Annotated in this window: 23 protein-coding genes; 17 read left to right on the top strand and 6 right to left on the bottom strand. The window is 65.4% G+C overall.

The annotated features are described in order from the left end of the window. The 3 genes from RBR52_RS13725 to RBR52_RS13735 all read left to right on the top strand — a co-directional run. Positions 1 to 1,461: hypothetical protein (locus RBR52_RS13725; RefSeq protein ID WP_320377847.1), on the top strand; the 1,461-nt coding region annotated here is incomplete at its 5' end. A 121-nt stretch (positions 1,462 to 1,582) separates the two neighbouring features. Then, a complete protein-coding gene (locus tag RBR52_RS13730; protein WP_320377848.1) occupies positions 1,583 to 2,761 on the top strand; it encodes an acyltransferase in 1,179 nt (392 codons plus the stop codon). An 84-nt stretch (positions 2,762 to 2,845) separates the two neighbouring features. Beyond that, positions 2,846 to 4,375 (top strand): hypothetical protein, encoded by a 1,530-nt coding sequence (locus RBR52_RS13735; RefSeq protein ID WP_320377882.1) that lies wholly within the window; start codon positions 2,846 to 2,848, stop codon positions 4,373 to 4,375. Between the two features lie 12 nt (positions 4,376 to 4,387). Here the strand turns inward: RBR52_RS13735 and metW are convergent, their stop codons facing one another. Together metW and metX are read right to left on the bottom strand one after the other, a co-directional pair. Continuing rightward, positions 4,388 to 5,044 carry a methionine biosynthesis protein MetW gene (metW, locus tag RBR52_RS13740; RefSeq protein WP_320377849.1) on the bottom strand — a complete coding sequence of 219 codons (657 nt, stop codon included), beginning with the start codon at positions 5,042 to 5,044 and terminating at the stop codon, positions 4,388 to 4,390. Beyond that, positions 5,041 to 6,183 carry a homoserine O-succinyltransferase MetX gene (gene metX, locus RBR52_RS13745; RefSeq protein ID WP_320377850.1) on the bottom strand — a complete coding sequence of 381 codons (1,143 nt, stop codon included), beginning with the start codon at positions 6,181 to 6,183 and terminating at the stop codon, positions 5,041 to 5,043. The genes metW and metX overlap by 4 nt, the downstream gene beginning before the upstream one ends. Before the next feature lie 2 nt (positions 6,184 to 6,185). Here metX and RBR52_RS13750 point away from each other — a divergent pair, with 2 nt between their 5' ends. From RBR52_RS13750 to modD, 9 genes are all read left to right on the top strand, one after another. Next, the gene (locus RBR52_RS13750) at positions 6,186 to 6,482 is read left to right on the top strand and encodes a hypothetical protein (RefSeq protein ID WP_320377851.1); all 297 of its coding nucleotides are present in this window, start codon (positions 6,186 to 6,188) and stop codon (positions 6,480 to 6,482) included. Positions 6,483 to 6,616: 134 nt separating this feature from the next. Beyond that, positions 6,617 to 7,552, top strand: a complete 936-nt coding sequence (locus tag RBR52_RS13755; protein ID WP_320377852.1) for a hypothetical protein — start codon at positions 6,617 to 6,619, stop codon at positions 7,550 to 7,552. Between the two features lie 194 nt (positions 7,553 to 7,746). Next, positions 7,747 to 8,172: a TOBE domain-containing protein gene (locus RBR52_RS13760; protein ID WP_320377853.1), complete on the top strand. Its 426-nt coding sequence runs from the start codon at positions 7,747 to 7,749 to the stop codon at positions 8,170 to 8,172. Positions 8,173 to 8,256: 84 nt separating this feature from the next. Then, positions 8,257 to 9,024 carry a molybdate ABC transporter substrate-binding protein gene (modA, locus tag RBR52_RS13765; RefSeq protein WP_320377854.1) on the top strand — a complete coding sequence of 256 codons (768 nt, stop codon included), beginning with the start codon at positions 8,257 to 8,259 and terminating at the stop codon, positions 9,022 to 9,024. Between the two features lie 61 nt (positions 9,025 to 9,085). Further along, on the top strand, positions 9,086 to 9,778 hold the full coding sequence (gene modB / locus RBR52_RS13770) for a molybdate ABC transporter permease subunit (RefSeq protein WP_320377855.1): 693 nt from the start codon (positions 9,086 to 9,088) through the stop codon (positions 9,776 to 9,778). Next, positions 9,775 to 10,860 (top strand): molybdenum ABC transporter ATP-binding protein, encoded by a 1,086-nt coding sequence (modC, locus tag RBR52_RS13775; RefSeq protein WP_320377856.1) that lies wholly within the window; start codon positions 9,775 to 9,777, stop codon positions 10,858 to 10,860. The genes modB and modC overlap by 4 nt, the downstream gene beginning before the upstream one ends. A gap of 43 nt (positions 10,861 to 10,903) precedes the next feature. Further along, the gene (modA, locus tag RBR52_RS13780; RefSeq protein WP_320377857.1) at positions 10,904 to 11,704 is read left to right on the top strand and encodes a molybdate ABC transporter substrate-binding protein; all 801 of its coding nucleotides are present in this window, start codon (positions 10,904 to 10,906) and stop codon (positions 11,702 to 11,704) included. A gap of 9 nt (positions 11,705 to 11,713) precedes the next feature. Further along, complete coding sequence (locus tag RBR52_RS13785; RefSeq protein WP_320377858.1) at positions 11,714 to 12,409, top strand: molybdate ABC transporter permease subunit; 696 nt, start codon at positions 11,714 to 11,716, stop codon at positions 12,407 to 12,409. Next, the gene (modD, locus tag RBR52_RS13790; protein WP_320377859.1) at positions 12,387 to 13,229 is read left to right on the top strand and encodes a ModD protein; all 843 of its coding nucleotides are present in this window, start codon (positions 12,387 to 12,389) and stop codon (positions 13,227 to 13,229) included. The genes RBR52_RS13785 and modD overlap by 23 nt, the downstream gene beginning before the upstream one ends. A 12-nt stretch (positions 13,230 to 13,241) precedes the next feature. On the opposite strand, the gene RBR52_RS13795 is transcribed toward modD, so the two are convergent. Both RBR52_RS13795 and RBR52_RS13800 read right to left on the bottom strand, forming a co-directional pair. Next, complete coding sequence (locus RBR52_RS13795) at positions 13,242 to 15,866, bottom strand: cation-translocating P-type ATPase (protein WP_320377860.1); 2,625 nt, start codon at positions 15,864 to 15,866, stop codon at positions 13,242 to 13,244. Further along, the gene (locus tag RBR52_RS13800) at positions 15,856 to 16,890 is read right to left on the bottom strand and encodes a sodium:calcium antiporter (RefSeq protein ID WP_320377861.1); all 1,035 of its coding nucleotides are present in this window, start codon (positions 16,888 to 16,890) and stop codon (positions 15,856 to 15,858) included. The genes RBR52_RS13795 and RBR52_RS13800 overlap by 11 nt, the downstream gene beginning before the upstream one ends. 104 nt (positions 16,891 to 16,994) lie before the next feature. On the opposite strand from RBR52_RS13800, the gene RBR52_RS13805 reads away from it, so the two are divergent. From RBR52_RS13805 to RBR52_RS13815, 3 genes are all read left to right on the top strand, one after another. Continuing rightward, positions 16,995 to 17,645 carry a DUF2238 domain-containing protein gene (locus RBR52_RS13805; RefSeq protein WP_413818334.1) on the top strand — a complete coding sequence of 217 codons (651 nt, stop codon included), beginning with the start codon at positions 16,995 to 16,997 and terminating at the stop codon, positions 17,643 to 17,645. 106 nt (positions 17,646 to 17,751) lie between these two features. After that, positions 17,752 to 18,258 (top strand): c-type cytochrome, encoded by a 507-nt coding sequence (locus tag RBR52_RS13810; protein ID WP_320377863.1) that lies wholly within the window; start codon positions 17,752 to 17,754, stop codon positions 18,256 to 18,258. Continuing rightward, entirely contained in the window at positions 18,255 to 18,602 is a 348-nt protein-coding gene (locus RBR52_RS13815) for a c-type cytochrome (RefSeq protein WP_320377864.1), read from the top strand. The genes RBR52_RS13810 and RBR52_RS13815 overlap by 4 nt, the downstream gene beginning before the upstream one ends. Positions 18,603 to 18,792: 190 nt before the next feature. On the opposite strand, the gene RBR52_RS13820 is transcribed toward RBR52_RS13815, so the two are convergent. Next, positions 18,793 to 18,930: a hypothetical protein gene (locus tag RBR52_RS13820; RefSeq protein WP_320377865.1), complete on the bottom strand. Its 138-nt coding sequence runs from the start codon at positions 18,928 to 18,930 to the stop codon at positions 18,793 to 18,795. A 115-nt stretch (positions 18,931 to 19,045) separates the two neighbouring features. After that, positions 19,046 to 19,255, bottom strand: a complete 210-nt coding sequence (locus RBR52_RS13825) for a cold-shock protein (protein ID WP_320377866.1) — start codon at positions 19,253 to 19,255, stop codon at positions 19,046 to 19,048. 275 nt (positions 19,256 to 19,530) lie between these two features. On the opposite strand from RBR52_RS13825, the gene RBR52_RS13830 reads away from it, so the two are divergent. Together RBR52_RS13830 and RBR52_RS13835 are read left to right on the top strand one after the other, a co-directional pair. Then, entirely contained in the window at positions 19,531 to 20,334 is an 804-nt protein-coding gene (locus RBR52_RS13830) for a serine protease (protein WP_320377883.1), read from the top strand. Between the two features lie 80 nt (positions 20,335 to 20,414). After that, positions 20,415 to 22,394 (top strand): cation:proton antiporter, encoded by a 1,980-nt coding sequence (locus RBR52_RS13835; RefSeq protein WP_320377867.1) that lies wholly within the window; start codon positions 20,415 to 20,417, stop codon positions 22,392 to 22,394. The last annotated feature ends 25 nt before the right edge of the window (positions 22,395 to 22,419 follow it).

Below are 22,419 nucleotides of genomic sequence, written 5' to 3' on the forward strand. Positions count from 1 at the left end.
GCCCCGGCCCCCGCCCCGGCACCCGCTCCGGCACCCGCTCCGGCACCCGCGCCAGCCCCAGCACCCGCTCCGGCACCCACCCCGGCACCCACGCCGACGTCGACGACTTGTGCCACGCCAAGCGCCAATCTGGCCAGCGGACTGATCGACTACGGCAAAACCCTGCGCCCATTTTCCCCGCTGGCCAAGCCCGCCAAAGGTCAGCGCGTGGCCGATCCCGACTTCCCCGGCACGCATATCGTGCGCATCTCGGACGCCGCTGCCGATTTCAAGGCCGGTGTGGTCATCCCCGCCTACCCCACCACGCAGGCATGGAACTGCGACGAATCGCGCTTCGTGCTCTACGTTACCCAGGCGCAGACCGGCGGTCAGCGCGGCTACGCGATGTACGACGGCAAGACTTACGCCTTCATCAAGTTCCTGCCGATCAACCCACCGGACATCGAGCAGTTCTACTGGAGCCATTCCGACCCGACCAAGCTGGTCTACATCGACAACCGCGAGATGAGCGGGCAGATCATCATGAAAATGATGGAGATCAACGTCGAGACGGGCGAAAAAACCGTGCTGCACGACTTCATGCCCGACGTGCAGGCGCAGGGCTGGCCGACCAGCGGCCCGGTGCGCGCGGGCTATCCGTTCTACTCGGGCGGCGATCTGGAATTGTGGGGCCTGGGCGCCGGGGGCATTCCCAATGTCAGTGGGCAACTCGGCCTGAACGCCTTCGGCTTCAACGCCAAGACCGGCCAGGTCACGCGCTACAACGGCATCCCGGTCGCGCAGGCACGCGGCACCACGCCGTTCCCGCTGAAATCCGGCAAGGGCTGGGCCTGGCCGGATTGGGCGAACCACACCACCGTGGTGTTCGACCTGAACGGCAACATCGTGCGAACCGTGCAGTTCGACGCCAGCGAACACCTCGACAGCGCGCTCAACGCCAAGGGGGAGGATTTGCTGGTGGGCACGCAGTTCGACGGGCCGAGCGGCAGTGGCAACATGATGGTGGCTAACCTCACCACGGGCGAGGTCTACACCGTGGTCGGCATGTCCACCGGCGACGGCTACCCGCGCACCAGCACGCTCATCAGCTCCGGCGCGTGGAAAGTGCCCGGCTGGGTGGCGATGGGCGTGACCGGATCGCCCTACGGCAGCGCGGCAGTCGATGATGGCAACAACGGCCCGGTGGCGAACCCGCAGACCTACATCGACCAGGAAGTGTGGGTCGCCAATGTGGACACCGGCGCGAAGTTTCGCGTCGCGCACCATCGCAGCACAGGCCACTACAGCAACGCCCCGGTGAACAATTATTGGGCGCAGACCAACGTCACCCCGTCGCCCAGCGGCACGCGCATTCTGGTGCAAAGCGATTGGGGCAACGCCGATCCGAGTCACCCGGTCATCGATCCGGGCGCGCAGGTGGACACCTATGTGATCGAGTTGCCTGCGTACCAACCCAAGTGAGAACCGCGGCCACCCCCGCATAGTGCGGGGTGTGAATCGCTGTATGGCCGCTCTATGATGCGGCACGCTTCGAGCGTGCCGCATCGCTTTTTGGCTTCGAACAGGCTCCGGTACGACTCGAATGACTCAATTCCCAGTCGAACCGGCAGCAATGGAAAAACGGCATCGCCTCAAGGTATTGGATGGATTGCGCGCCATTGCCATTCTCTTGGTGATGGGGTATCACTATTTTGTCCGCTGGACGCCGCCGGTGGCCCATGAAAATCTTTATCCGTATGGAGACGCCTGGGCGAATTTCTGGCTGTTTGAATATGGTGATCTCGGTGTTCAGATTTTTTTTGTGATATCTGGATTCGTGATCAGCATGACGCTGTTCAGGTGTCGCACCCTGGGGCATTTCTTCTGGAAACGATTTGCCCGGCTGTTTCCAACCATGCTGATCTGCTCGGTATTGTCTTTTTCCATTCTGCGCTTGCTGCCGCAAAATGTATTCGTTCCCCAGTTGAGGGATTTCGCCCCAAGTTTGACATTCAGCGAACCGATCATTTGGAGCAGGATTTTCGGCATTCCTTTCAATGCGGTGGATGGCGCGTACTGGTCGCTTTTTGTCGAGGTCAAGTTTTATTTCTGGATCAGTGTCATTTATTTCATGGTGGGCTCACGGCGGTTTTTCAATTCAGTGGCCCTGGCTTTTGGCGGTTTGGTGATGGCTTATGTGGTCGCCCGTGCTCTGGACTTCCATCATCTCTGGGCAATCGACTTCATTTTTGTCGTCGGAGCATTGCCCTGGTTTATCGCCGGAATTGGGTTCTATGCCCTCCATGTGGACGCCCGCAGCCGCATTGCCTGGGTATTGCTGATGGAGTCGGTTGCCGCCATTGCCGTGCTCAAACTGGGGCAGCATGTGGGCACGGCAGCCCCTTATCTTGCCTTTGGATTCTGTTTTTTCATTTTCATGGCCATGATGCGGCGACCCAGATGGGTCGCTTGGATGGCTTACCCACCGCTGGCAGCCATTGGCGTGGCCAGTTACAGCCTTTATTTATTGCATCAATACATCGGGGTAGCCATTCTCGATATGATGCGCAATGTTTTCGGGCCCGGTGCGCCGTTGTTTGGCGTATCGTTTTTGACCGTATTGTTTGTGCCCGTCCTGATGGGCTCGTTGATTTTGCTCTCGCTTGCAATTTATCGCTACTGGGAAGCGCCAGCGAAAGATTTTTTACTGGGGTTGCGTCTGACTCGCCCTGCCATTCTCCGCAGCTCGGGCGCTGCTGAACCCTCCGATCCCGCGCCTTGATCGGGATGCCGGAAAAGTGGCTGATGTGAGGACTTGCTGACGTGAGGACTTGTGTCGGCAGTCTTTTTGCCATGGGAGATTGATATGTTGCGTTCTCGCCGCAGATTCATGCAGAAATCGTTACTTTCCTTGCCCGCCTTTGCTGCGCTGTCCGCCTGCGGCGGGGGAGGTGGAAGTACATCGGTACCCAGTCCGACTGATAATCCTTCACCGGGCGCGCCTTCCACGACTCCCGTGCCGTTGGTTGCCGGAGTCGATTTGTCGGCAGGGCTGCAGGATTATGGTCTGAAGCTCATGCCCTATAGCAGGCTCGCCAAACCGGCGAAGGGGCAGACGGTCGTGGATCCGGATTTCGGCACGCGCATCACGCGAATCACCGATTGCCTTTCCGACTTCAACAATCGATGCGTGGCGCCGGCCTATCCCACGGCGATGGCCTGGAATTGCGACGAGACGCGCTTCATTCTGTATGCGCCGGGTTCGACCATGCAGTCGGGCGGGCAACAGGGTTGGGCGATGTATGACGGCACAACCTATGCCTTCATCAAATTCATCCCTATCAATCCTGGAGATATTGAGCAGTTCTACTGGGATCATCAGGATCCGGCGACGCTCTATTACATCGATAACCATTCGGTGGGGAGCACGGTGCACGCCGATCTCACGGCGATCAATGTCGAAACCGGCGTCAAGACCGTCGAATACAACTTCATACCGAATCTGCCCGCAGGCTGGCCGCGGACCGGGCCGGTACGCTGTGGCTATCCGTTTGCGCTCGGCATCAATGCCAAGGGTGAGCGCATCTGGGGCCTGGGAGCGGGCGGCATTCCCAACATCAACGGGCAGCTTGGCCTGAATGTGTTCGGTTTCAACCAGACGACCCAACAGATGGTGTTTTACGATTCAAACTATGTCGCGCAGGGGCAGGCGCGTGGAACGACGCCCTTTCCGCTGTTATCGGGCCAAGGCTGGGTGGCTCCCGACCCGGCCTCGCAGAACAGCACGACGGGGCGGGTTTTCATTCTGGACATCAATGGCAAATACGTTCGCACGGTCGATTTCGACGCTTACGAGCATTGCGACACGGCCATGAATGCTGCCGGCCACGATATGTTGGTCGGCTCGCAGTACAACCGGGCCACGGGGGGCAATGGCAATGTCATCGTGGCAGATCTGACTACGGGCGCCATCCAGAATCTGGTGGGTGAGTCCAGTTCGCCGGTGTATGGCTATCCCGCCACTGGCAGTCTGACCGGATCGACGGCCTGGAAAAATCCGATGTGGGTCGTCACGGGGATGACGGGTGACATCTACGGCACCGGCAACAGCGGACCGACCACCAATCCCACGACCCTGCTCGATCAGGAAATCATGCTCACCAGCCTGACCACCGGATTGACCTACCGCTTCGTCCACCATCGCAGCACCGGGAACTACAGCAACGCGCCGCAGAGCAACTATTGGGCGCAGACCAATGTCACGCTGAGCACCAGCGGCACGCGGATTCTGTTCCAAAGCGACTGGGGCAATGGCGACCCGAGCCACCCGGTGCTGAACCCGGATGCTGCGGTGGATACCTACGTCATCGAGCTGCCGAGTTACAACAAGGCATAAGCCGCGCAGGCCTCACGCGCCCTGCACGCAGAACACCGCTTCCGAGGCCAGCAGTCCGGGGGCGAAGTGGATGCGGCGGCTGTTGCGCACGCCGAAAGCGTCAACTACGCGCAGGCCACAATGCGCAGCCAGACGCTCGAAGTCGGCATAGGTGGCCACGCGCAGATTCGGTGTGTTGTACCACTCGTAGGGCAGCTCGGGCGTGACAGGCAGGCGGCCCGTCAGGATCTGCAGGCGAATGCTCCAGTGCGCGAAGTTGGCGAAGCTCAGTATGCCCAGCCGCCCCACGCGCGCGGTTTCGCGCAGCGCGTTTTCGGTGTGGCGGATATTGGGCAGGGTGTCGATCTGCAGCACCACGTCGAAACTGCGGTCGCCGAACAGGGACAGCCCTTGCTCCAGGTCGTACTGCAGCACATCCACGCCTTTTTCTGCTGCGGCAATCAGTTTTTCCGGGTCGATCTCCACGCCCAGACCCGAGCAGCCGCGGGTGTCGCGCAGATGCGCCAGCATGCGGCCATCGCCGCAGCCCAGGTCGAGCACGCGGCTGCCGTGAGGCACCAGGTCGGCGATCACGCTCTCAAGAAAACGCCGGGCCGCCCCAAGTTTTCTTGTCCCTCTCGGGGGGCGGGTCGGCGAGCCGACCCTGGGGGCACTCAGAGGGGTGGTCATGCAACAAGCTCCTGCGCGATGCGGTTGAACCAGGCGCGCACCACGCCGTGGTAATGCGGGTGGTCCATGAGAAAGGCGTCGTGGCCTTGCGGCGCATCGACTTCGGCATAGGTCACGGCGCGGCGGTTGGTCACCAGCGCCTGCACGATCTCGCGCGAGCGCTGCGGCGAAAAGCGCCAGTCGGTGGTGAAGCTCACCAGCAGGAAGCGCGCGCGCGCCGCGGCCAGCGCGGCGGCGAGGTCGCCGTCAGTCGTGCGCGCCGGGTCGAAATAGTCGAGCGCGCGGGTGATGAGCAGGTAGGAATTGGCGTCGAAATAGCCGCTGAACTTGTCGCCCTGGTAGCGCAGATAGCTCTCGATCTCGAAGTCCACGCCGAAACCGTAGCCCAGCGCGCCGTTGCGCAGCGCGCGGCCGAATTTGGCCGCCATCGCGTCGTCGCTCAGATAGGTGATGTGGCCGATCATGCGTGCCACCGCCAAACCCTGTTTGGGGACGACGCCGTGCGCGTAGTAATCGCCGCCGTGAAAGTCGGGATCGGTGATGATGGCGCGGCGGGCCACCTCGTTGAAGGCGATGTTCTGCGCCGACAGGCTGGGTGCGGTGGCGATCGCGGCGCAGTGGGCCACGCGGTCGGGATGGCGCAGCGTCCAGCTCAGCGCCTGCATGCCGCCCAGGCTGCCGCCGATCACTGCCGCCAACCGCGCGATGCCCAGGCGGTCGAGCAGCCGCGCCTGCGCATCGACCCAGTCTTCCACGGTGACCACCGGAAAGCGGCTGCCCCAGGGTCGACCGGTTGCGGGGTCGAGGCTCATCGGCCCGGTGGAGCCAAAGCACGATCCCGGATTGTTGATGCACAGGACGAAAAAGCGCTCGGTGTCCAGCGGCTTGCCGGGGCCGATGAGGTTGTCCCACCAGCCGCGCGACTTCGGGTCGCCGTCATGCGTGCCCGCGGCGTGATGGCTGGCGTTGAGCGCATGGCACACCAGCACGGCGTTGCTGCGCGCGGCGTTGAGCGCCCCATACGTCTCGTAAACCAGTTCGTAAGCGGGCAGTTGCGCGCCGCTTTGCAGCGGCAGCGCCTCGTCGAACGCCATGCGCTGCGGCGTGACGTCACCGAGAGCGGAAGGCGAAGCACTCATGCGTGTTCCTGAAAAACAAAACCGGCGGCGCTGGCAATGCAGCGAAAACCGCCGGTGGTCTGCGCTGTTTTAGCGGTATTTGTTACGCGCCCGCAAGCCCAGGGCAAATCGGCGCGAAGGCAAGTATAGGAGCATCGGCGCAGGCTGTCGGCTTCGCTGCGCGTTCAGCCCGGGGCTCCGGTCCGCGACCACTGCTGAGCTTGAAGAGCGCGGGCGATCAGCACCTGCTGCCGCTGCCCGCACGACAGCGCCGCGTCGCTGTTTCCGGCCAGGTTTTGCAGGCCGAGTTGGCGCAATAGGGTGTGTACCGCTGCGAAGTCGTCGGGCTTGGGGCGGGCATCTTGTCCTCCAGGCGGATTTCCAATATTCTTTTCGCAATGTTTCACGGAATATAACGAAATCCTTCCAGGGCCTCCTCATGTCGATATCAGAGTTGCGCACCGTCAACATCCCGGCAACGCAGCAGGCGCCCGGTTCCGGCGCCTCATCGACAAGGCGCGTAGCCGTTCTCGGCGCTGGCGACGTGGGCGCCGCGGTGGCGCATGCGCTGCACCGGGCCGGATGCCGCGTGCTGCTGGTCGAGGGCGCGGCGCCGACCAGCCCGCGCCGCGGCATGTGCTTCGTCGACGCGGTATTCGACGGCGCCTGCGTCGTGGATGGGGTGACGGCGCTGCGAGTGGACTGGCCCGACGCCGTCGAGACCGCCTGGGCGCTGAATCGATGGCTGCCGCTGGCGGTAGTGCCCGACCTGCCGCGCTGGCTCGACCGGCTCGGCATCGACTTCCTGGTCGACGCCCGCATGCGCAAGCACGGCGGCGTCCATCCCGATCTGCGACCCTTCGCCCACCACACCCTCGGCCTCGGCCCTGGATATATCGCTGGACATAACGCGACGATCGCGATCGAGACCGCTTGGGGCGATCATCTCGGACAGGTGATCGACACCGGCCCGACCCGCCGGCAAGCTGGCGACCCGCGCCCCATCCTCGGCGCAAGTAGAGAGCGGCTGGTCTTTTCTCCGATCGACGGCGTGTTCCAGAGTGACCTGCACATCGGCGAAGCGGTGATGCGGCGCCAGCCCGTCGGCTGGATCGAAGGCCGCGACGGCCGCACCGAACTGGTGTCGCCGCTGACCGGAAGTCTGCGCGGGCTGACACGCCCGGGGCTGCGCGTGGCGAGCGCAACCCGGGTCGTCGAAGTCGACCCGCGCGGAGATCCGGCGCTGTGCTTCGGCCTGGCGGAGCGTCCGCGCCGCATCGCCCAGGGGGTGCTGCAGGCGCTGGACCGGCTGTCCCCACCTACTGCGCTGCAACGTCCGCCGGGGAACGGTGCGGTGCAGGCTTGCCTCCTCCGGGGATCCGCGTTGTAGTTTTATGGTTATATCGTTGCCGACATCCAAAACTCAGACGCGCTCAGCGAACGCAAGCCGGAAATTGGCGATACGCAAATATTTCCGCCGGATCGCGGGGGTTTTGGCCAATCCGATGGGGTTTCTGCTCAAATCAACCCGCAGCCCTGACGTCATCCATATTTCCATTCATATATATCCGAGGAACCCGCACCATGAAAACCAGCGCACGCAACCAGCTCCACGGAACCGTCCACGCCGTCCATGACGGCGCAGTCAACACCGAAGTCATCGTCGACCTGGGCGGCGGCCAGCAGCTCGTGGCCATCGTCACCAAGGACAGCGCCCACCAGCTCGGCCTGACCGCAGGCAGGAAGGTGTTCGCGCTGATCAAGGCGTCGTGGCCCATCCTGGTCGAAGGCGCCATGCCCAAAACCTCCGCGCGCAACACCCTGTGCGGCGAGGTCAAGACCGTGCACACCGGCGCTGTGAATACCGAAGTGGTGCTGCAGCTCGCCGGCGGGGCGGAACTGGTGGTGATGATCACCACCGGCAGCGAAAGGAAGCTCGACCTCAAGCCCGGCGACCCCGCCTGCGCGCTCATCAAGGCCAACCTGGTCATCCTCGGGGTGGAGGAGTAGATCTCCACTCTCTTCGCGGCTCCGGGGCGACCCGGGGCCGTTTTTGTTCTCCTGTCATCACGACACGCATCGAAAGGTCTCGACATGTTCCTGCGCTCCCGTCTGCTGCAACGCCTGCTGCTCGCCGTGGCCCTGCCCATCGCGGCGCTGACCTCGGCCCACGCCGAAAGCCTCACCGTGGCCGTCGCGGCCAACTTCAAGAAGCCCGCCGGGGAAATCGGCGCGGCGTTCAAGGCCAAGACCGGCGTCGAGGTGAAGTACGCCTTCGGCGCCACCGGTCAGTTCGCGGCGCAGATCCGCAACGGCGCGCCCTTCGACATCCTGCTGGCCGCCGACGACACCACCGCCCCGGGGCTGGCGAAAGACGGCTTCGCCGTGGCGTCGAGCAACTTCGTCTATGCCCGCGGCACGCTCATCCTCTACAGCACCACGCTGCCGGTGAAGGAGCAGGGCGAGCAGATTCTGCGCCAGGGTGATTTCGCGCATCTGTCCATCGCCAACCCCAAGACCGCGCCCTACGGTGCAGCGGCCATCGAAGCCATGAAAAAAATGGGTGTCTACGACGCGGTCAAACCCAGGATCGTCGAAGGATCGAACATCGGCCAGACCTTCGATTTCGTCGCCACCGGCAACGCGCAGCTCGGCTTTGTCGCGCTGTCGCAAGGCATTGGCGCAGGCAAGGGGCAATGGTGGGTGGTGCCACAGGCGGACTACACGCCGATCGACCAGAGCGCCATCCTGCTCAAACCCGGAGCCGACAAGCCCGCGGCCAAGGCCTACCTCGATTTCCTGCGCACCAGCCCCGAGGCCCACGCGGTGATCGCGAAGTACGGCTACTCGATTCCGCAATGAGCGGCTCCTAGCCCGCGCGCCAGGCCAGGGTTGTGACCCATCGCCATCGCCACCTCGACCCATGATCCTGTTCGGCCATCCGCTCGACCTCGGCCCGCTGTGGCTCACGCTGCAGGTAGCCAGCATCGCCACCGCCATCCTCCTCGTTCCCGGTCTGGCCATCGCCTGGTGGTTGGCGCACTGGCGCTCGCCGCTGCGCGCGGTGGCCGAAGCCGTGGTGGCGCTGCCGCTGGTGCTGCCGCCGGTGGTGCTGGGTTTTTACCTGCTGGTGTTTCTCAACCCGCAGGGCTGGGTGACGCAGACCTTGCACAGCCTGGGCTACGAGGGCCAGCTCACCTTCAACAAGACCGGTCTGATCATCGGCTCGGTGGTGTATTCGCTGCCGTTCATGGTGCAGCCGCTGCTGCGCGCCTTCGAAGCCTTGCCGCGCAACCTGCTCGACGCCGCCGCCACGCTGCGCGCGGGCTGGTGGGACCGGTTTTTCCATGTGGTGCTGCCGCTGTCGCGCGGCGGGCTGATCGTGGCGCTCACCCTCACTTTTGCGCACACCGTGGGCGAGTTCGGCGTGGTGCTCATGCTGGGCGGCAACATTCCCGGCAAGACCCGGGTGGTGTCGATCGACATTTACAACCACGTCGAGGCGATGGAGTATGCGCAGGCGCACATGCTCTCGGGCTTGATGCTGGTGTTCGCCGTCATCGTGCTGACCATCGTGTACGGGCTGTATCGCCGCGGCGGCGATGAGCACGCATGAAGTCACCGTCCGCGAGCGGCGCACAGATCGAAGGCGCGCTGCAGGCGCGGCTGGGCGCGTTCAGCCTCGACACCGGGGCGTTTGCCTGGCCGCTGCAGGGCATCACGGCGATTTTCGGACGCTCGGGCTGCGGCAAGAGCACCTTGCTGCGCGCCATTGCCGGCCTCATACCACGGCTCGACGGGCGGCTGTCGGTGGGCGACGCCGTGTGGCTCGACGGGCGGGAGCAAACTCCGGCGCACCGACGCGATGTCGGCTATGTGTTTCAGGACGCGGCGCTGTTTCCGCATCTGTCGGTGCGCGGCAATCTGCAGTTCGCCACCCGCCGCGCACCCAGCGCCACGAGCGAGGACGACATGGCGCGCATCGCCGCAGAAACCGGAATCTCCGCTTTGCTGCCGCGGCGCATCTCCCTGCTTTCGGGCGGGGAAAAGCAGCGGGTGGCCATCGCCCGCGCGCTGCTGTCGCGGCCCCGTCTGCTGCTGCTCGACGAGCCGCTGGCCGCGCTCGACTGGCGGGCCAAGGACGAACTGCTCGACCTCATCGCGCATCTGGCGGCCACCCAGCGACTGCCCATGCTGCTGGTCAGCCACGCGCCGGAAGAAATCGAGCGCCTGGCCGACCGCGTGGTGTTCATGCAGGCCGGGCGCATCGAACGCATCGAGGCGCTGCAGCAGGCCTTGATGCACCCCGACTCGCCGCTGTTCGACCGTCTCGGCCCGGTGGCCTTGCTGCAGGGCGTGGCGCAGCACACGCAAGACGCGCTGGCGCGCATCGATCTGGGCGGACAAACGCTCACCATCCCCGCGTTTGCCGCACCGGGCCCGGCGCGGCTGCGCATTTACGCGCGCGATGTGGCGCTGGCGCGCAAGGTGCCGCAGGACATCAGCATGCTCAACCATCTGTGCGTGCGCCTGGCCGGGCTGCACCCCAGCCGAACGGGGCATGTGCTGGCGCGGCTTGAGCTGGCCGACGGGCAGGCGCTGTGGTCGGAGATCACCGAAGTCGCGCGCAGGGCGCTGGCGCTGACCGAGGGCGACGCGCTGGTGGCGCTGATCAAGACCGCATCGGTGGAGCGCTGAACGATGCGCGCACGACCATCCTTTTCCCTACCGGAGGTTTTGCATGTTTGAATGCCACGACATCCCCCTTTCTCGCCGCCGCTGGCTGGCGTTGACCCTGCTGAGCGCCGCACCGCTGCCGCGGGCCTGGGCGCAGCCTGAGGACGCCAGTCCGCTGCTGCTCATGGCAGGCGCGGGCTACAAGCGCCCGGTGGAGGCGCTGTGCGCCGACTTCACCCGTGAGACGGGCATTGCCGTGGATCGCAGCTATGGCAATCTGCAGCAGATTTTTGCGCAGGCGCGCGCCAGCGGCCGGGTGGATGTGCTCATCGGCGACGCCGACTTCATCGATCACGCCAAGGGTCTCGACCTGCCGCAGCGCCTCACCCTCGGTCAGGGCAAGCTGGTGCTGGCCTGGAGGCGCGAGCTGCTGGGCCGTACCAGCCCCGACCCGATCACCGACCCGGTGCGCGATCTGCAGAAGATGCAGTCCATCGCCCTGCCCAATCCGCAGCAGGCCATTTACGGCCGCGCCGCCGAGCAATGGCTCAGGGCCAAGGCCTTGTGGACGCCTTTGCAGGACAAGCTGAAAATCGTGCAGACCGTGCCGCAGGTCAGCGCCTACCTCACCACCGGTCAGATCGACGCGGGTTTTCTCAACCTCACCGAAGTGCTGGCGGTCAAGGGTCAGCTCGGCGGCCATGTCGAACTGCAGCCGGGCGCGGGCAGTTACGCGCCGATCGACATCGTCGCCGCCTTTCCTGCTGCGGGCGCGCAGCCGTCCACCGTCAGCGCGCGCGAGCGCTTCAGGCAGTTTTTGCATAGCCCGCAGGCGCAGGCGGTGCTGCGCCGTTCCGGGCTGTGACGCGAGGCGATGTTGACTCTGTCGGCCGAGGCGGCTGCGGCGCTGTGGCTGAGCATCAGGATCGCGCTGATCGTCACCCCGGCGTATGCGCTGGCTGCGGTGCTGCTGGTTTACGCCTTGCAGTTCGGCCTCAGGCACCCCGGCTGGCTGGACGCCCTCGTGACCGTGCCGCTCGTCTTTCCGCCGGTGGTCATCGGCTTCGGCCTGCTCTGGCTGCTCGGGCGCGAAAGCCCGCTCGGGCGGGCGCTGCACCAAACGGGCATCGATTTCATTTTCACCTTTCCCGGCCTGCTGCTGGCGGCCTTCATCGCCGGGCTGCCGCTGGCGGTCAAAACCCTGCAGACCGCGCTGCAAACGCAGCCGCGGGTCTGGCACGAGGTGGCGCTCACGCTGGGTCGCGGCCCGCGCAATGTATACCTCACCCTGCACCTGCCCATCGCCCTGCCGGCATTGCTCGGCGGTCTGCTGCTGGCCCTGGCGCGCGGCATCGGCGAGGTCGGTATTTCGCTGATGCTGGGCGGCAATATTCTCGGCCGCACCGAAACGCTTTCCCTCGCGATTTTCAATACCGTGACCACGGGCGACTATGCCCAGGCCGCAGGGCTGAGCGCGCTGCTGGGCGCGTTCAGCCTGCTGCTGTTCGCCGCGGTGCGTTTTCTGCAAAACAAGGAGCTTGCCAAGCATGATGTACTTCACCCAGGCTGAGATCGACCGGATCATCCTCGAAGACCTGCCGCTGCACGATGAAACCACGCGGGCGCTGGGCCTGCCCGATGCGCCGGGCGATCTGACCTACACCGCCCGCCAGCCCGGCGTGCTGGCGGGCATGGCGCCGCTGCGGCGCCTGGCGCAATCGCTGGGGCTGCGCGCCGAACCGCTGGCCGCGGACGGCGACGCCACCGTGCCGGGGCAGGCCGTGCTGCGGCTGCACGGCAACGCCCACGCCCTGCACATCACCTGGAGGCAGGGACTGAACCTGCTCGAATATCTCGGCGGCATTGCCACGGCCACGCGGCAGATGGTCGATGCCGCGCGCGCCGGCAATCCGCGCATCCAGGTGGCGGGCACGCGCAAGGCGCACCCCGGCGCGCGCAGGCTGCAGCACTACGCCGTGCTGTGCGGCGGCGGCATGGTGCATCGCGCGGGCCTGTCGGAGTCGATCCTGGTGTTCGCCCAGCACCGCGCCTTTCTCCCCGGAGTGGATATGGCCCAACTGGTGGCGCGCGCCAAGGCGCACAGCCCGGAGAAGTTCGTGCTCATCGAGGCCGAAAACGAGGACGAAGCCCTGGCTGCAGCCCGTGCCGCAGCCGATGGCGTGCAGCTCGACAAAATGACGCCTGGGCAACTCGCCGCGCTGGTGCCGCGGCTGCGGGCGCTGCAGCCGCGGTTGATCCTCAACGCGGCGGGCGGCATCCACCCCGACAACGCCGCGCAGTATGCCGCCAGCGGCGTGGACGTACTGGTGACCTCCAGCCTGTACAACGCCCGCGCTGCCGATTTCGGCGCGACGATGCGCGCGGCCTGAGGCGGCACACCTTCAGGCGCATTGCACCGGCGATCTCACGGGCGCGCGTCGCCGCCAGGCTTTTTCCAGCTCCACCGCGCCGAACACCGCGGCGGCGCAGAGCAGGCTCAAGCCCAGTTCGCCCATGCTCAGCGCCTGGGTGTGAAACACGGCTTGCAGCGCGGGCACATACACCACCGCGAGCTGCAGCACGAAAGTCAGCGTCACCGCGCCCAGCAGCGGCAGATTGCTGCGCAGGCCGAGGGTGAACAGCGAGTCGCGCTCGGAGCGTATCGCCAGCACATGCGCCATTTGCGTGAAGGTCAGCACGACGAACACCAGGGTTTGCGCATGCGGATTGCCCTGCGCCACGGCCCAGGCCTGCACGCCCAGGCAAAGCCCGCCGATCAGCAGGCCGACCCATAGCGCATGCTGCCACAGGCCCTGCGCGAACACGCTCTCATTCGGCGCGCGCGGCGGGCGCTGCATCACCCCGCGCTCGGCGGGTTCGGCGGCCAGCGCCAGGCCGGGCAGGCCGTCGGTGACCAGGTTGATCCACAGGATGTGGATGGGCAGCAGCGGCACGGGCAGGCCCAGAAACGGGGCGAGAAACAGCGTCCAGATCTCGCCGGAGTTGCTGGTCATGGTGTAGCGCACGAATTTGCGGATGTTGTCGTAGATGCGTCGGCCTTCGCGCACTGCGGCGACGATGGTGGCGAAGTTGTCGTCGAGCAGCACCAGGCTGGCCGCCTCGCGCGCCACGTCGGTGCCGCCCTTGCCCATCGCCACGCCGATGTCGGCGGCGCGCAGCGCCGGGGCGTCGTTCACCCCGTCGCCGGTCATGGCGACGAACTGCCCGTGCTGCTGCAGCGCGCGCACGATGCGGATTTTCTGCGCCGGATCGGTGCGGGCGTACACCCGCACGTCCTGCACCACGGCGGCCAGCGCCGCATCGTCGAGCGCGGCGAGTTCGGCGCCGGTCAGGGTGCGCGCGCCACCGTCGACGATGCCCAGATCGCGGGCGATGGCCAGCGCCGTGGCGGGGTGATCGCCGGTGATCATCACCGGGGCGATGCCCGCAGTGAGGCACTGCGCCACCGAGTCCCGCGCCTCGGCGCGCGGCGGGTCGATCAGGCCGATGAGGCCGATGAGGGTGAGGCCGGACTCCAGGGCGTCGACTGCGGGGGCGGCGGCCCACTCGCGCTGCGCCACGGCCAGCACGCGCATGCCCTGAGCCGCCAGCGCCTGCGCCGCGTCGAGCACCTGCCCGACATCCAGCGGCTGGCGGCCCTGCGCGGTCAGCAGGTCATCGCACAAGGGCAGTACCGCCTCCGGCGCGCCCTTGGTGTAGCCGCGCCAGACGGCGGCTTGCGGCAGATGATGCACCGTGGTCATGCGCTTGCGTTCGGCGTCGAAAGGCAGCTCGCCTGCGCGCGCAAACTGCCGCCGCAGCGCCTGCACGTCCAGCCCTTCGGCGCGGGCCTGGTCGAGCAGCGCGGTTTCGGTCGGGTCGCCCTGCCATTGGCCATCCACCGACGTCGCCTGGGCGTCGTTGCACAGCACCGCGGCCGTCCACAGCGCCCTGGTCGGCAACTCGCCCCAGGTCAGCGCCCGCTGCACCTGCATGCGGTTGAGGGTGAGCGTGCCGGTCTTGTCGGAGCAGATGGTGGTGACCGATCCCAGGGTTTCCACCGCGGGCAGCTTGCGCACCAGCGCGTTGTGCCGCGCCATGGCGCGCGCGCCCAGCGCCAGCAGCACCGTGACCACGGCGGGCAGCGCCTCGGGGATGGCGGCCACGGCCAGGCTGATGGCCGTCAGCGCCATGAGCAGCACCGGCTCGCCGCGCAGCACCCCGGTGACGAAAATCACTCCGCAGATCGCCAGCACCGCCAGCGACAATCGCTTGCCAAACGCGGCCAGGCGCCGCTGCAGCGGTGTGCTGCGGTCACCCGCAGCCTGCATCAGCGCGGCAATGCGGCCCAGCTCGGTGTGCTCGCCGGTGGCGACCACCAGGCCCACGCCGCGCCCGTGGGTGACGAGCGTGCCTTTGAACGCCAGGTTCAGGCGGTCGCCAAGGGGCAGATCGTCGCTCGGGTCCAGCGGCATGGTGTGCTTTTGCACATTGAGCGATTCGCCCGTCAGCGCCGACTCGTCCACCCGCAACTGCTCGGCCTCGATCAGCCGCAGATCGGCGGGCACGCCGTCGCCGGCTTCGAGCAGCACCACGTCGCCCGGAACCAGCTCGCCCGCCTCGACCACCTGCACCACCCCGTTGCGCCGCACCCGCGCATGCGGCACGGCGAGCTGGCGCAGCGCCTGCATGGCGTGGTCGGCGCGCCATTCCTGCACCACGCCGATCACGGCGTTGAGCACCAGAATCACCAGTATGGCCACGGTATCGGCCAGCTCGCCGACCAGCCCGGAGAGCACGGCCGCCCCCAGCAGCACCAGGATCATGAAATCGCGGAACTGGTCGATCAGCCGGCGCATCCATCCGCGCGGCGCGGCCTCCGGCAGGCTGTTGTGGCCATGCTGTTCCAGGCGGGCCTGCACTTCGGGCGGGCTCAGTCCGTGGTCGGGTCGCACATCGAGCGCCTCGGCGACGGCCTGCGAACTCAGCGTATGCGAAGCGGCAAGGGGTGGGGTGTCATGCGCCATAGAGAAAAACGGTATAGGTGTTGAACAGATAGACCGCCGCCAGCGCGATGCTGACCCAGCCCACGGTACGCAGCACCCGGCTTTGCGGGCGGTAGAACAGGCCGATCATCGCCAGGCCCGTCATCACCACCGCCGACAACGCGGTGACGGCATGCAGCGGCGAGACATGCGCCAGCAGCACCCCCTGACGATACGCGACATCGTCGATCGCGATGATGACGACATTGAACAGATTGCTGCCCAGCAGATTGCCCACTGCCATGTCGAGCGCCCGCAGTTTGATCGCCGACAGCGTCACCGCCAGTTCGGGCAGCGAAGTCGTCAGCGCGATGAACAGCGTGCCGATGAAACTGCGGTTCCACTGCAGCGCATCGGCCAGTTGCGCGCCTGCGACGGGGAGCCACACCCCGGCGGCCGCCACCACCAGCGCCGAGAGCATGAAACGTCCCAGACTCTGCCATACCGATGACTGGCGCGCAGCCCCTTCGTGCGGTTGCGCGGCCTCGGCAGGCGACGAAGGGCGCCGGCGCTCATGCTGAAACACCAGGCGCAGCGCCACCAGATACAGCAGCACGATCACCGGGCTGTACAGGCCGACGCCATCCACCGCCGGATGACTGAAGCCGGGCGTGCCGGCCAGCAGGATGTTCATCGCCACGAACCCCAGCATCACCACGCCGAACGCGCCCGAAAGCAGATGCGACGCACTGGTCTTGCGATACAGCGGCTCGTCGCGCAGTACGAAATCGACCACGACCAGAAACCCGAGGTTGATGACGCAACTGCCCAGCGCATCGCCCAGCGCGATATTGGGCGAATGCGCCAGCGTGACCGCGCTCACTCCCGTGAGCAGTTCGGGCAGCGAAGTCACCGAAGCCAGCATCGCCAAGCCCACCCAGCTTCCGGTCAGGCCCCAGGCCTGGCCGATGCGCTCGCCTTCCACGGCCAGCCGGTACCCGGCCACCGAGACGGCGGCGGCACAGACGAAAAATTGCACCAGGACCCAGATCAATGAAAGGTTCATGGATTCCTCGACTTGCAGCATGCCATACTGCGCGTCATTCTGCGTTGATCGCTGAACGGTGCTGCCGAAGTCGCGTGAATGTGAATTCCAGGCCGATGAATTCCATGCAAAGTCCTTCCCCGAAACTGCCGCTGGCGCTTGGCGCCCTGGTTCTGCTCGCGCTGAGCGCTTCGGCCATTTCACCATACGACCGTGGCACCTGGCTGCTCGAAGTGGCGCCGGTGCTCATCGCGCTGCCCGTGCTGGCCTGGACCTGGCAGCGTTTTCCGCTCACGCCGCTGCTGTACTGGCTGATCGCGGCCCACGCGCTCGTCCTCATCCTCGGCGGCGCCTACACCTACGCCCGCGTGCCGCTGGGCGACTGGATGCGCGAAGCGTTCCACCTCGCCCGCAACCCCTACGACAAGCTCGGTCATTTCATGCAGGGGCTGGTGCCCGCCCTGGTGTCGCGCGAAATCCTGTTGCGCGGACGCCATGTGGCGGGCAGGCGCATGGCGGGTTTTCTCAGTGTCTGCGTGGCGCTGGCGATCAGCGCCTTCTACGAACTGATCGAATGGTGGACTGCGCTGGCGCTGGGCGGCGGCGCAATCGACTTTCTCGGCACGCAGGGCGACCCTTGGGATACGCAGTCCGACCTATTTCTGGCCCTGATCGGTGCCACGCTGGGTCTGCTGCTGCTTGGCCGCTGGCAGGACCGGCAGATTGCCCGGCTTGCCGGTCATCGAGTTGAAGGCACAACACCCTGCAACATCTGAACGCATCTGCTCACTGCGCCGCTCGCTGCGACGCCGCACAATCGGCCCAACGTACCGGGTAGTCGCCCGCGCTGCTTGGCGCATTGCTTCGTTGAGGAGACCGATCATGCCACGTCCGTTCGCCGTGCCCGCCCTCATATCCACCTTGTTTGCCGCTGCCCTGGCATTTGGCACCGCAAGCGCCTCGGCGGCCACCGCGCCGCCGGGCCAATTCACTGCCACGGCCAAAGTCTCGTCCCTCGACGAGGCCGCGGCGCAAGGCGCGCAGATCTTCGCCAATGACTCCTTCGGCAGCAAGCAGACCTGGGTGCCGCCAAACGCCTTCAGCAGCCACGCCATGACCTGCGCCGCCTGCCATACCGATGGCGGCAAGACCGAAGGCACCACGCCCACGGGCGCGCATCTGCCCAGCCTGATCGGGGCGGCGGCCAAATATCCCAAGTTCAAGGCCAAGAAACACGCCGTCTACACCTTGGAGCGGCAGATCGTGCATTGCGTGCGCGCGGGCATCATGGGCAAACCGCCTGGGTACAACAGCCCGGAGATGATCGATCTCGTGGCCTATCTGACGCAAATCTCCAAGGGCGCCACGATGGGGCAGCAGTTCAAATGACGCGCCGCAGAGCCATCCTGCTGGGGGCTGCGCTCGCGGCAGCAGCCTTGCAGTCGGCTCAGGCGGCCTCCGCTGCCGACATGCAAAAACTCGCCGAGTCGCAGGGCTGTTTTTCCTGCCACGCCATCGACCATAAAAAAGTCGGCCCGGCCTATACCGCCGTGGCGCAGCGCTATGCCCACAACCCCCATGCTGCCGCCATTCTGCAAGACGCGATTCTCAACGGGCATCAAGGCACCTGGGGCGTGATTCCCATGCCCGCCTACGCCCCGGACGGCTACCTGAACAAGCATCAGGCGCTCGATCTGGCGAAATGGATTCTGAGCCTGAAACCCAAGCCCTGAAAGGGAGCGCCCCCAGACCTGCCGCTGCGCGTCAGGCCCCCCGAGGGGGTCAAGGAAACTTGGGGCGGCCCGACGTTTCCTTGAGAGCGCCCCCAGACCTGCCGCTGCGCGTCAGGCCCCCCGAGGGGGTCAAGGAAACTTGGGGCGGCCCGACGTTTCCTTGAAAGCGGATGCACAACGAGCGTGGCGCTTATTTTTTCTTGTGGCGATCCGGCACGAAGGTGACGATTTCTGGCCGCACCGCGTCTGCCGAGATCGGCTTGGCAGGGGACTTGTCCGCCTTGGGTTTTTTAACTTCCTTGTTCGTCCGTTGTTGACCTTTGGGCATGGTGACTTTCCTTATTGTGTGTATCGTTCCGCATCGAGAATAAAAAAAACCGCAGCCTTGGCTGCGGTTTTTTGTTTGAGCCCCTGCGGGATCAGATCGTGATTGAAGCGCGTGATCAAATCGCAGTGACGTTCGAGGCTTGCAGACCCTTGGGGCCTTGCTTGACTTCGAATTGCACGCGCTGGTTTTCGGCCAGGGTCTTGAAGCCATTGCCTTGAATTTCGCTGAAATGCACGAACAGGTCGGCATCGCCGCCGTCCTGCGCGATGAAGCCGAAGCCCTTGCTTTCGTTGAACCATTTGACGGAGCCAGTTTGCATAGCCATTTTTTCGTTCCTAAAAAGTGAATGAGCTGCGCAGCAACGTGCCAGCGCAGTGCAGAAACACGCCAGAAATCACTTGGGGAATTCAATCAGGCCGCAAACCGCTGCAGAACAGGCGGATTGGGTTTCGACGATCTTCTTCAAAACGACCTACTTTTGCGTTTACTACTTTGGTGATGTTAACCGATTTTCCGTCCGTGTGCTCGGTTGAAGAAGAGAGCGTGGTGCAAAATGCAGAGCCTGGCTGCAATCAGTGTGGCAAAAACCGGAGCATCCCCTTGATCGAACCCCTGCTTCTCACCACGGCGCGCGTCTCGACATTCAACAATGACCAGGCGTTGACCGGAGCGAGCGGTTTTTTCTTTTTGCGTGATGAGCACCTGTTCCTGGTGACGAGCCGCCATGTGGTGATCGATGTCCCGAGCGGGCACCACCCCAACCGCATCGAAATCGAATTGCATACTGATGAACACAACCTCACACAACATACGGCACTGTCGGTGCTGCTCTACCGTGACGGAAAAAGCGTCTGGCATCAAGGCAAGGATCCGGGCGGGGAGATTGATGTGGCAGTCATCGAGCTGGATCGCAGCGTCATGCCCGAGTCTTTGGCGATTCGCTCTTTCACCCCTGCGCATCTGCAAAGCTCGCTTGACGATGTGGAGGTGGGGACTTCTCTGCTCGTAGTGGGCTTTCCGCTCGGTTTTCACGATACGCTGCATCACCTGCCCGTGGTGCGTCAGGCGGTCATTGCCTCGTCATTCGGTCTGCGTTTTCAGGGACAGGGTTACTTCCTCACCGACGCACGCACGCACCGCGGAACCAGTGGTGCGCCCGTAGTGATGCGCAGCCCGGAATCGCGCGATGATCTGCCCTGGAAGCTGCTGGGTGTGCATTCCGCGCGGATCGATATGGGCGGGCGTGATCTGCAGCGCGATGAATCGCTTGGACTGAACTGCGCCTGGTACGCAGACATTTTGCTGACCCTTACGGCGGCTGCGGCAAAAAAAGTCCCCGAAGTCGGCGATGCAGGGAGCCAAGGCGCCGCTGCAGTCAAACCAGAAGGGCGTAGCAGCCGCTAGCCTGTCGGACTTGGGGAGCGTCGGCATGACTTATGCTCCTCAGACTGCTTCAGACCCTTCGCTGCGACTGCTCCGCCTTGATGACCGGCCTCGAACTCACTCTGCTCTATCTGGTTGCCGCCGTGCTGGGCGTGGCCTTGTTTCGTGCTCTGTCCATGCCGCCCATGCTCGGTTATCTGGCGGTCGGCGTGGTCATCGGGCCCAACGCGCTGGCGCTGGCCGGAGACACGGCGGGCATGCAGCATCTGGCCGAATTCGGCGTGGTGTTCCTGATGTTTTCCATCGGCCTGGAGTTCAGCCTGGGCCAGCTCAAGGCGATGCGTTCGCTGGTGTTCGGGCTGGGCGCGGCGCAGGTCGCGGCAACTCTGGCCATCGTGCTGCTGGCCAGCCTGGGGTTTGCCTATGTCATGCCGAAGTTCTGGTCGCAGCCGGTGGCCGCGGGTATGGCCATCGGCGGGGCGTTCGCCATGTCGTCCACGGCCATCGTGGTCAAGCTGCTGGCCGAGAGAATCGAGCTCGATTCGCCGCATGGCCGCCACATCATCGGCGTGCTGCTGTTTCAGGATCTGGCGGTGGTGCCTCTGCTGATTCTCATTCCGGCGCTCGCTTCGCACAGCAGCGATCTGTCCTGGCTGCTGACGGCGGCGCTGGTCAAGGCGGTGCTGGTGCTGGCCGTCATCCTGCTCGCCGGGGGGCGGCTGCTGCAGCCCTGGCTGCGCATCGTGGTGCGGCGCAAGTCGGACGAGCTGTTCATGCTCAACCTGCTGCTGCTCACCCTCGGCCTGGCCTGGTTCACCGAGATGGCGGGCCTGTCGTTGGCGCTGGGGGCTTTTCTGGCCGGGATGCTGATCGCCGAGACGCCCTACAAGGCGCAGGTGGAGGCGGACATCCGCCCCTTCCGCGACGTGCTGCTGGGGCTGTTCTTCATCACCATCGGCATGCTGCTCGACTGGCGGCTGGTGCTGGCGCAGTGGTGGCTGGTGCTGCTGCTGGCGGTGCTGCCGCCGCTGCTCAAGGCGGCGCTGGTGTTCGGCATCGAGCGCCTGCGCAAGACGCCGCCGGGCTTGAGCCTGCGGGTGGCGCTGTGGTTGGCCCCCGCGGGGGAGTTCGGCATCGTGCTGCTCAATCTCTCGGCGGGGAACAAGCTCATTGCGCCCGAGGTGCTCAACCCGGTGCTCGCGGCCATGGTGATCAGCATGCTCTACACCCCGCTGCTCGGGCAGTACATCGACCGCATCGTGCTCAAGGTGTCTTCGGCCGACTGGATGCTCGCCTCGCTGCAGCTCACCCACATCGCACGCAGCACCATCCAGGCGCAGAACCACGTCATCATCTGCGGCTTCGGCCGCTGCGGGCAGAACCTGGCGCGTCTGCTCGACACCGAGCACATCGCGCATGTCGCGCTCGATCTGGATCCCGATCGCGTGGCGCAGACCAAGGCGGCCGGGCAGAACGTGGTCTATGGCGATTCCACCCGGCTGGCCACGCTGCAGGCGGCGGGCTTGCAGCGCGCCAGTGCGCTGGTCATCACCTATGCCGAAACGCAATCGGCGCTGCGCATCCTGCGTCTCATGCGCGAACATGCGCCGCATGTGCCGGTGGTGGTGCGCACCATGGACGACGCCCCGCTGGAGGCGCTGCGTCAGGCCGGGGCGACCGAGGTGGTGCCGGAGATTCTCGAAGGTTCGCTGATGCTGGCCTCTCACACCCTGGCGCTGGTGGGCGTGCCGCTGCCGCGTGTGCTCAAGCGGGTGCGTCACGCGCGGGCGCAGCGCTACGGCCTGTTGCGCGACTGGTTCCACGGCAGCGACGATACCTCGCTGGAAGACGCCGATCAGCCGCGTCTGCAGTCGGTCACCCTGACCGCCGAAGCCGCCGCCGTGGGACAGACGCTGGGCGCCGTCAGCCGCGAAGGCGCGCGCGTCACGCAGGTGCGCCGCAGCAACGGCCAGGTCCTCAAGCCTGTGCCCACCTTGCTGCTGCAGGAGGGCGACACCGTCGTGCTCTCCGGTCTGCCCGATGCGCTGGCCGTGGCTGAGGAGGCGTTGTTGCGCGGTTGATCTATGCTGTGCGGATTCCCAGCTC

Origin of the sequence: Thiomonas sp. (genome assembly GCF_034007205.1) — a bacterium.
Lineage (GTDB): Bacteria > Pseudomonadota > Gammaproteobacteria > Burkholderiales > Burkholderiaceae_C > Thiomonas.

Excerpts from the sequence above, each read along its gene's own strand:
- RBR52_RS13730 (WP_320377848.1), top strand. The coding sequence starts at position 1,583 with ATGACTCAATTCCCAGTCGAACCGGCAGCAATGGAAAAACGGCATCGC.
- RBR52_RS13735 (WP_320377882.1), top strand. The coding sequence starts at position 2,846 with ATGTTGCGTTCTCGCCGCAGATTCATGCAGAAATCGTTACTTTCCTTG.
- metW (WP_320377849.1), bottom strand. The coding sequence starts at position 5,044 with ATGACCACCCCTCTGAGTGCCCCCAGGGTCGGCTCGCCGACCCGCCCC.
- metX (WP_320377850.1), bottom strand. The coding sequence starts at position 6,183 with ATGAGTGCTTCGCCTTCCGCTCTCGGTGACGTCACGCCGCAGCGCATG.
- RBR52_RS13760 (WP_320377853.1), top strand. The coding sequence starts at position 7,747 with ATGAAAACCAGCGCACGCAACCAGCTCCACGGAACCGTCCACGCCGTC.
- modA (WP_320377854.1), top strand. The coding sequence starts at position 8,257 with ATGTTCCTGCGCTCCCGTCTGCTGCAACGCCTGCTGCTCGCCGTGGCC.
- modB (WP_320377855.1), top strand. The coding sequence starts at position 9,086 with ATGATCCTGTTCGGCCATCCGCTCGACCTCGGCCCGCTGTGGCTCACG.
- modC (WP_320377856.1), top strand. The coding sequence starts at position 9,775 with ATGAAGTCACCGTCCGCGAGCGGCGCACAGATCGAAGGCGCGCTGCAG.
- modA (WP_320377857.1), top strand. The coding sequence starts at position 10,904 with ATGTTTGAATGCCACGACATCCCCCTTTCTCGCCGCCGCTGGCTGGCG.
- RBR52_RS13785 (WP_320377858.1), top strand. The coding sequence starts at position 11,714 with ATGTTGACTCTGTCGGCCGAGGCGGCTGCGGCGCTGTGGCTGAGCATC.
- modD (WP_320377859.1), top strand. The coding sequence starts at position 12,387 with ATGATGTACTTCACCCAGGCTGAGATCGACCGGATCATCCTCGAAGAC.
- RBR52_RS13795 (WP_320377860.1), bottom strand. The coding sequence starts at position 15,866 with ATGGCGCATGACACCCCACCCCTTGCCGCTTCGCATACGCTGAGTTCG.
- RBR52_RS13800 (WP_320377861.1), bottom strand. The coding sequence starts at position 16,890 with ATGAACCTTTCATTGATCTGGGTCCTGGTGCAATTTTTCGTCTGTGCC.
- RBR52_RS13805 (WP_413818334.1), top strand. The coding sequence starts at position 16,995 with ATGCAAAGTCCTTCCCCGAAACTGCCGCTGGCGCTTGGCGCCCTGGTT.
- RBR52_RS13810 (WP_320377863.1), top strand. The coding sequence starts at position 17,752 with ATGCCACGTCCGTTCGCCGTGCCCGCCCTCATATCCACCTTGTTTGCC.
- RBR52_RS13815 (WP_320377864.1), top strand. The coding sequence starts at position 18,255 with ATGACGCGCCGCAGAGCCATCCTGCTGGGGGCTGCGCTCGCGGCAGCA.
- RBR52_RS13820 (WP_320377865.1), bottom strand. The coding sequence starts at position 18,930 with ATGCCCAAAGGTCAACAACGGACGAACAAGGAAGTTAAAAAACCCAAG.
- RBR52_RS13825 (WP_320377866.1), bottom strand. The coding sequence starts at position 19,255 with ATGGCTATGCAAACTGGCTCCGTCAAATGGTTCAACGAAAGCAAGGGC.
- RBR52_RS13835 (WP_320377867.1), top strand. The coding sequence starts at position 20,415 with ATGACCGGCCTCGAACTCACTCTGCTCTATCTGGTTGCCGCCGTGCTG.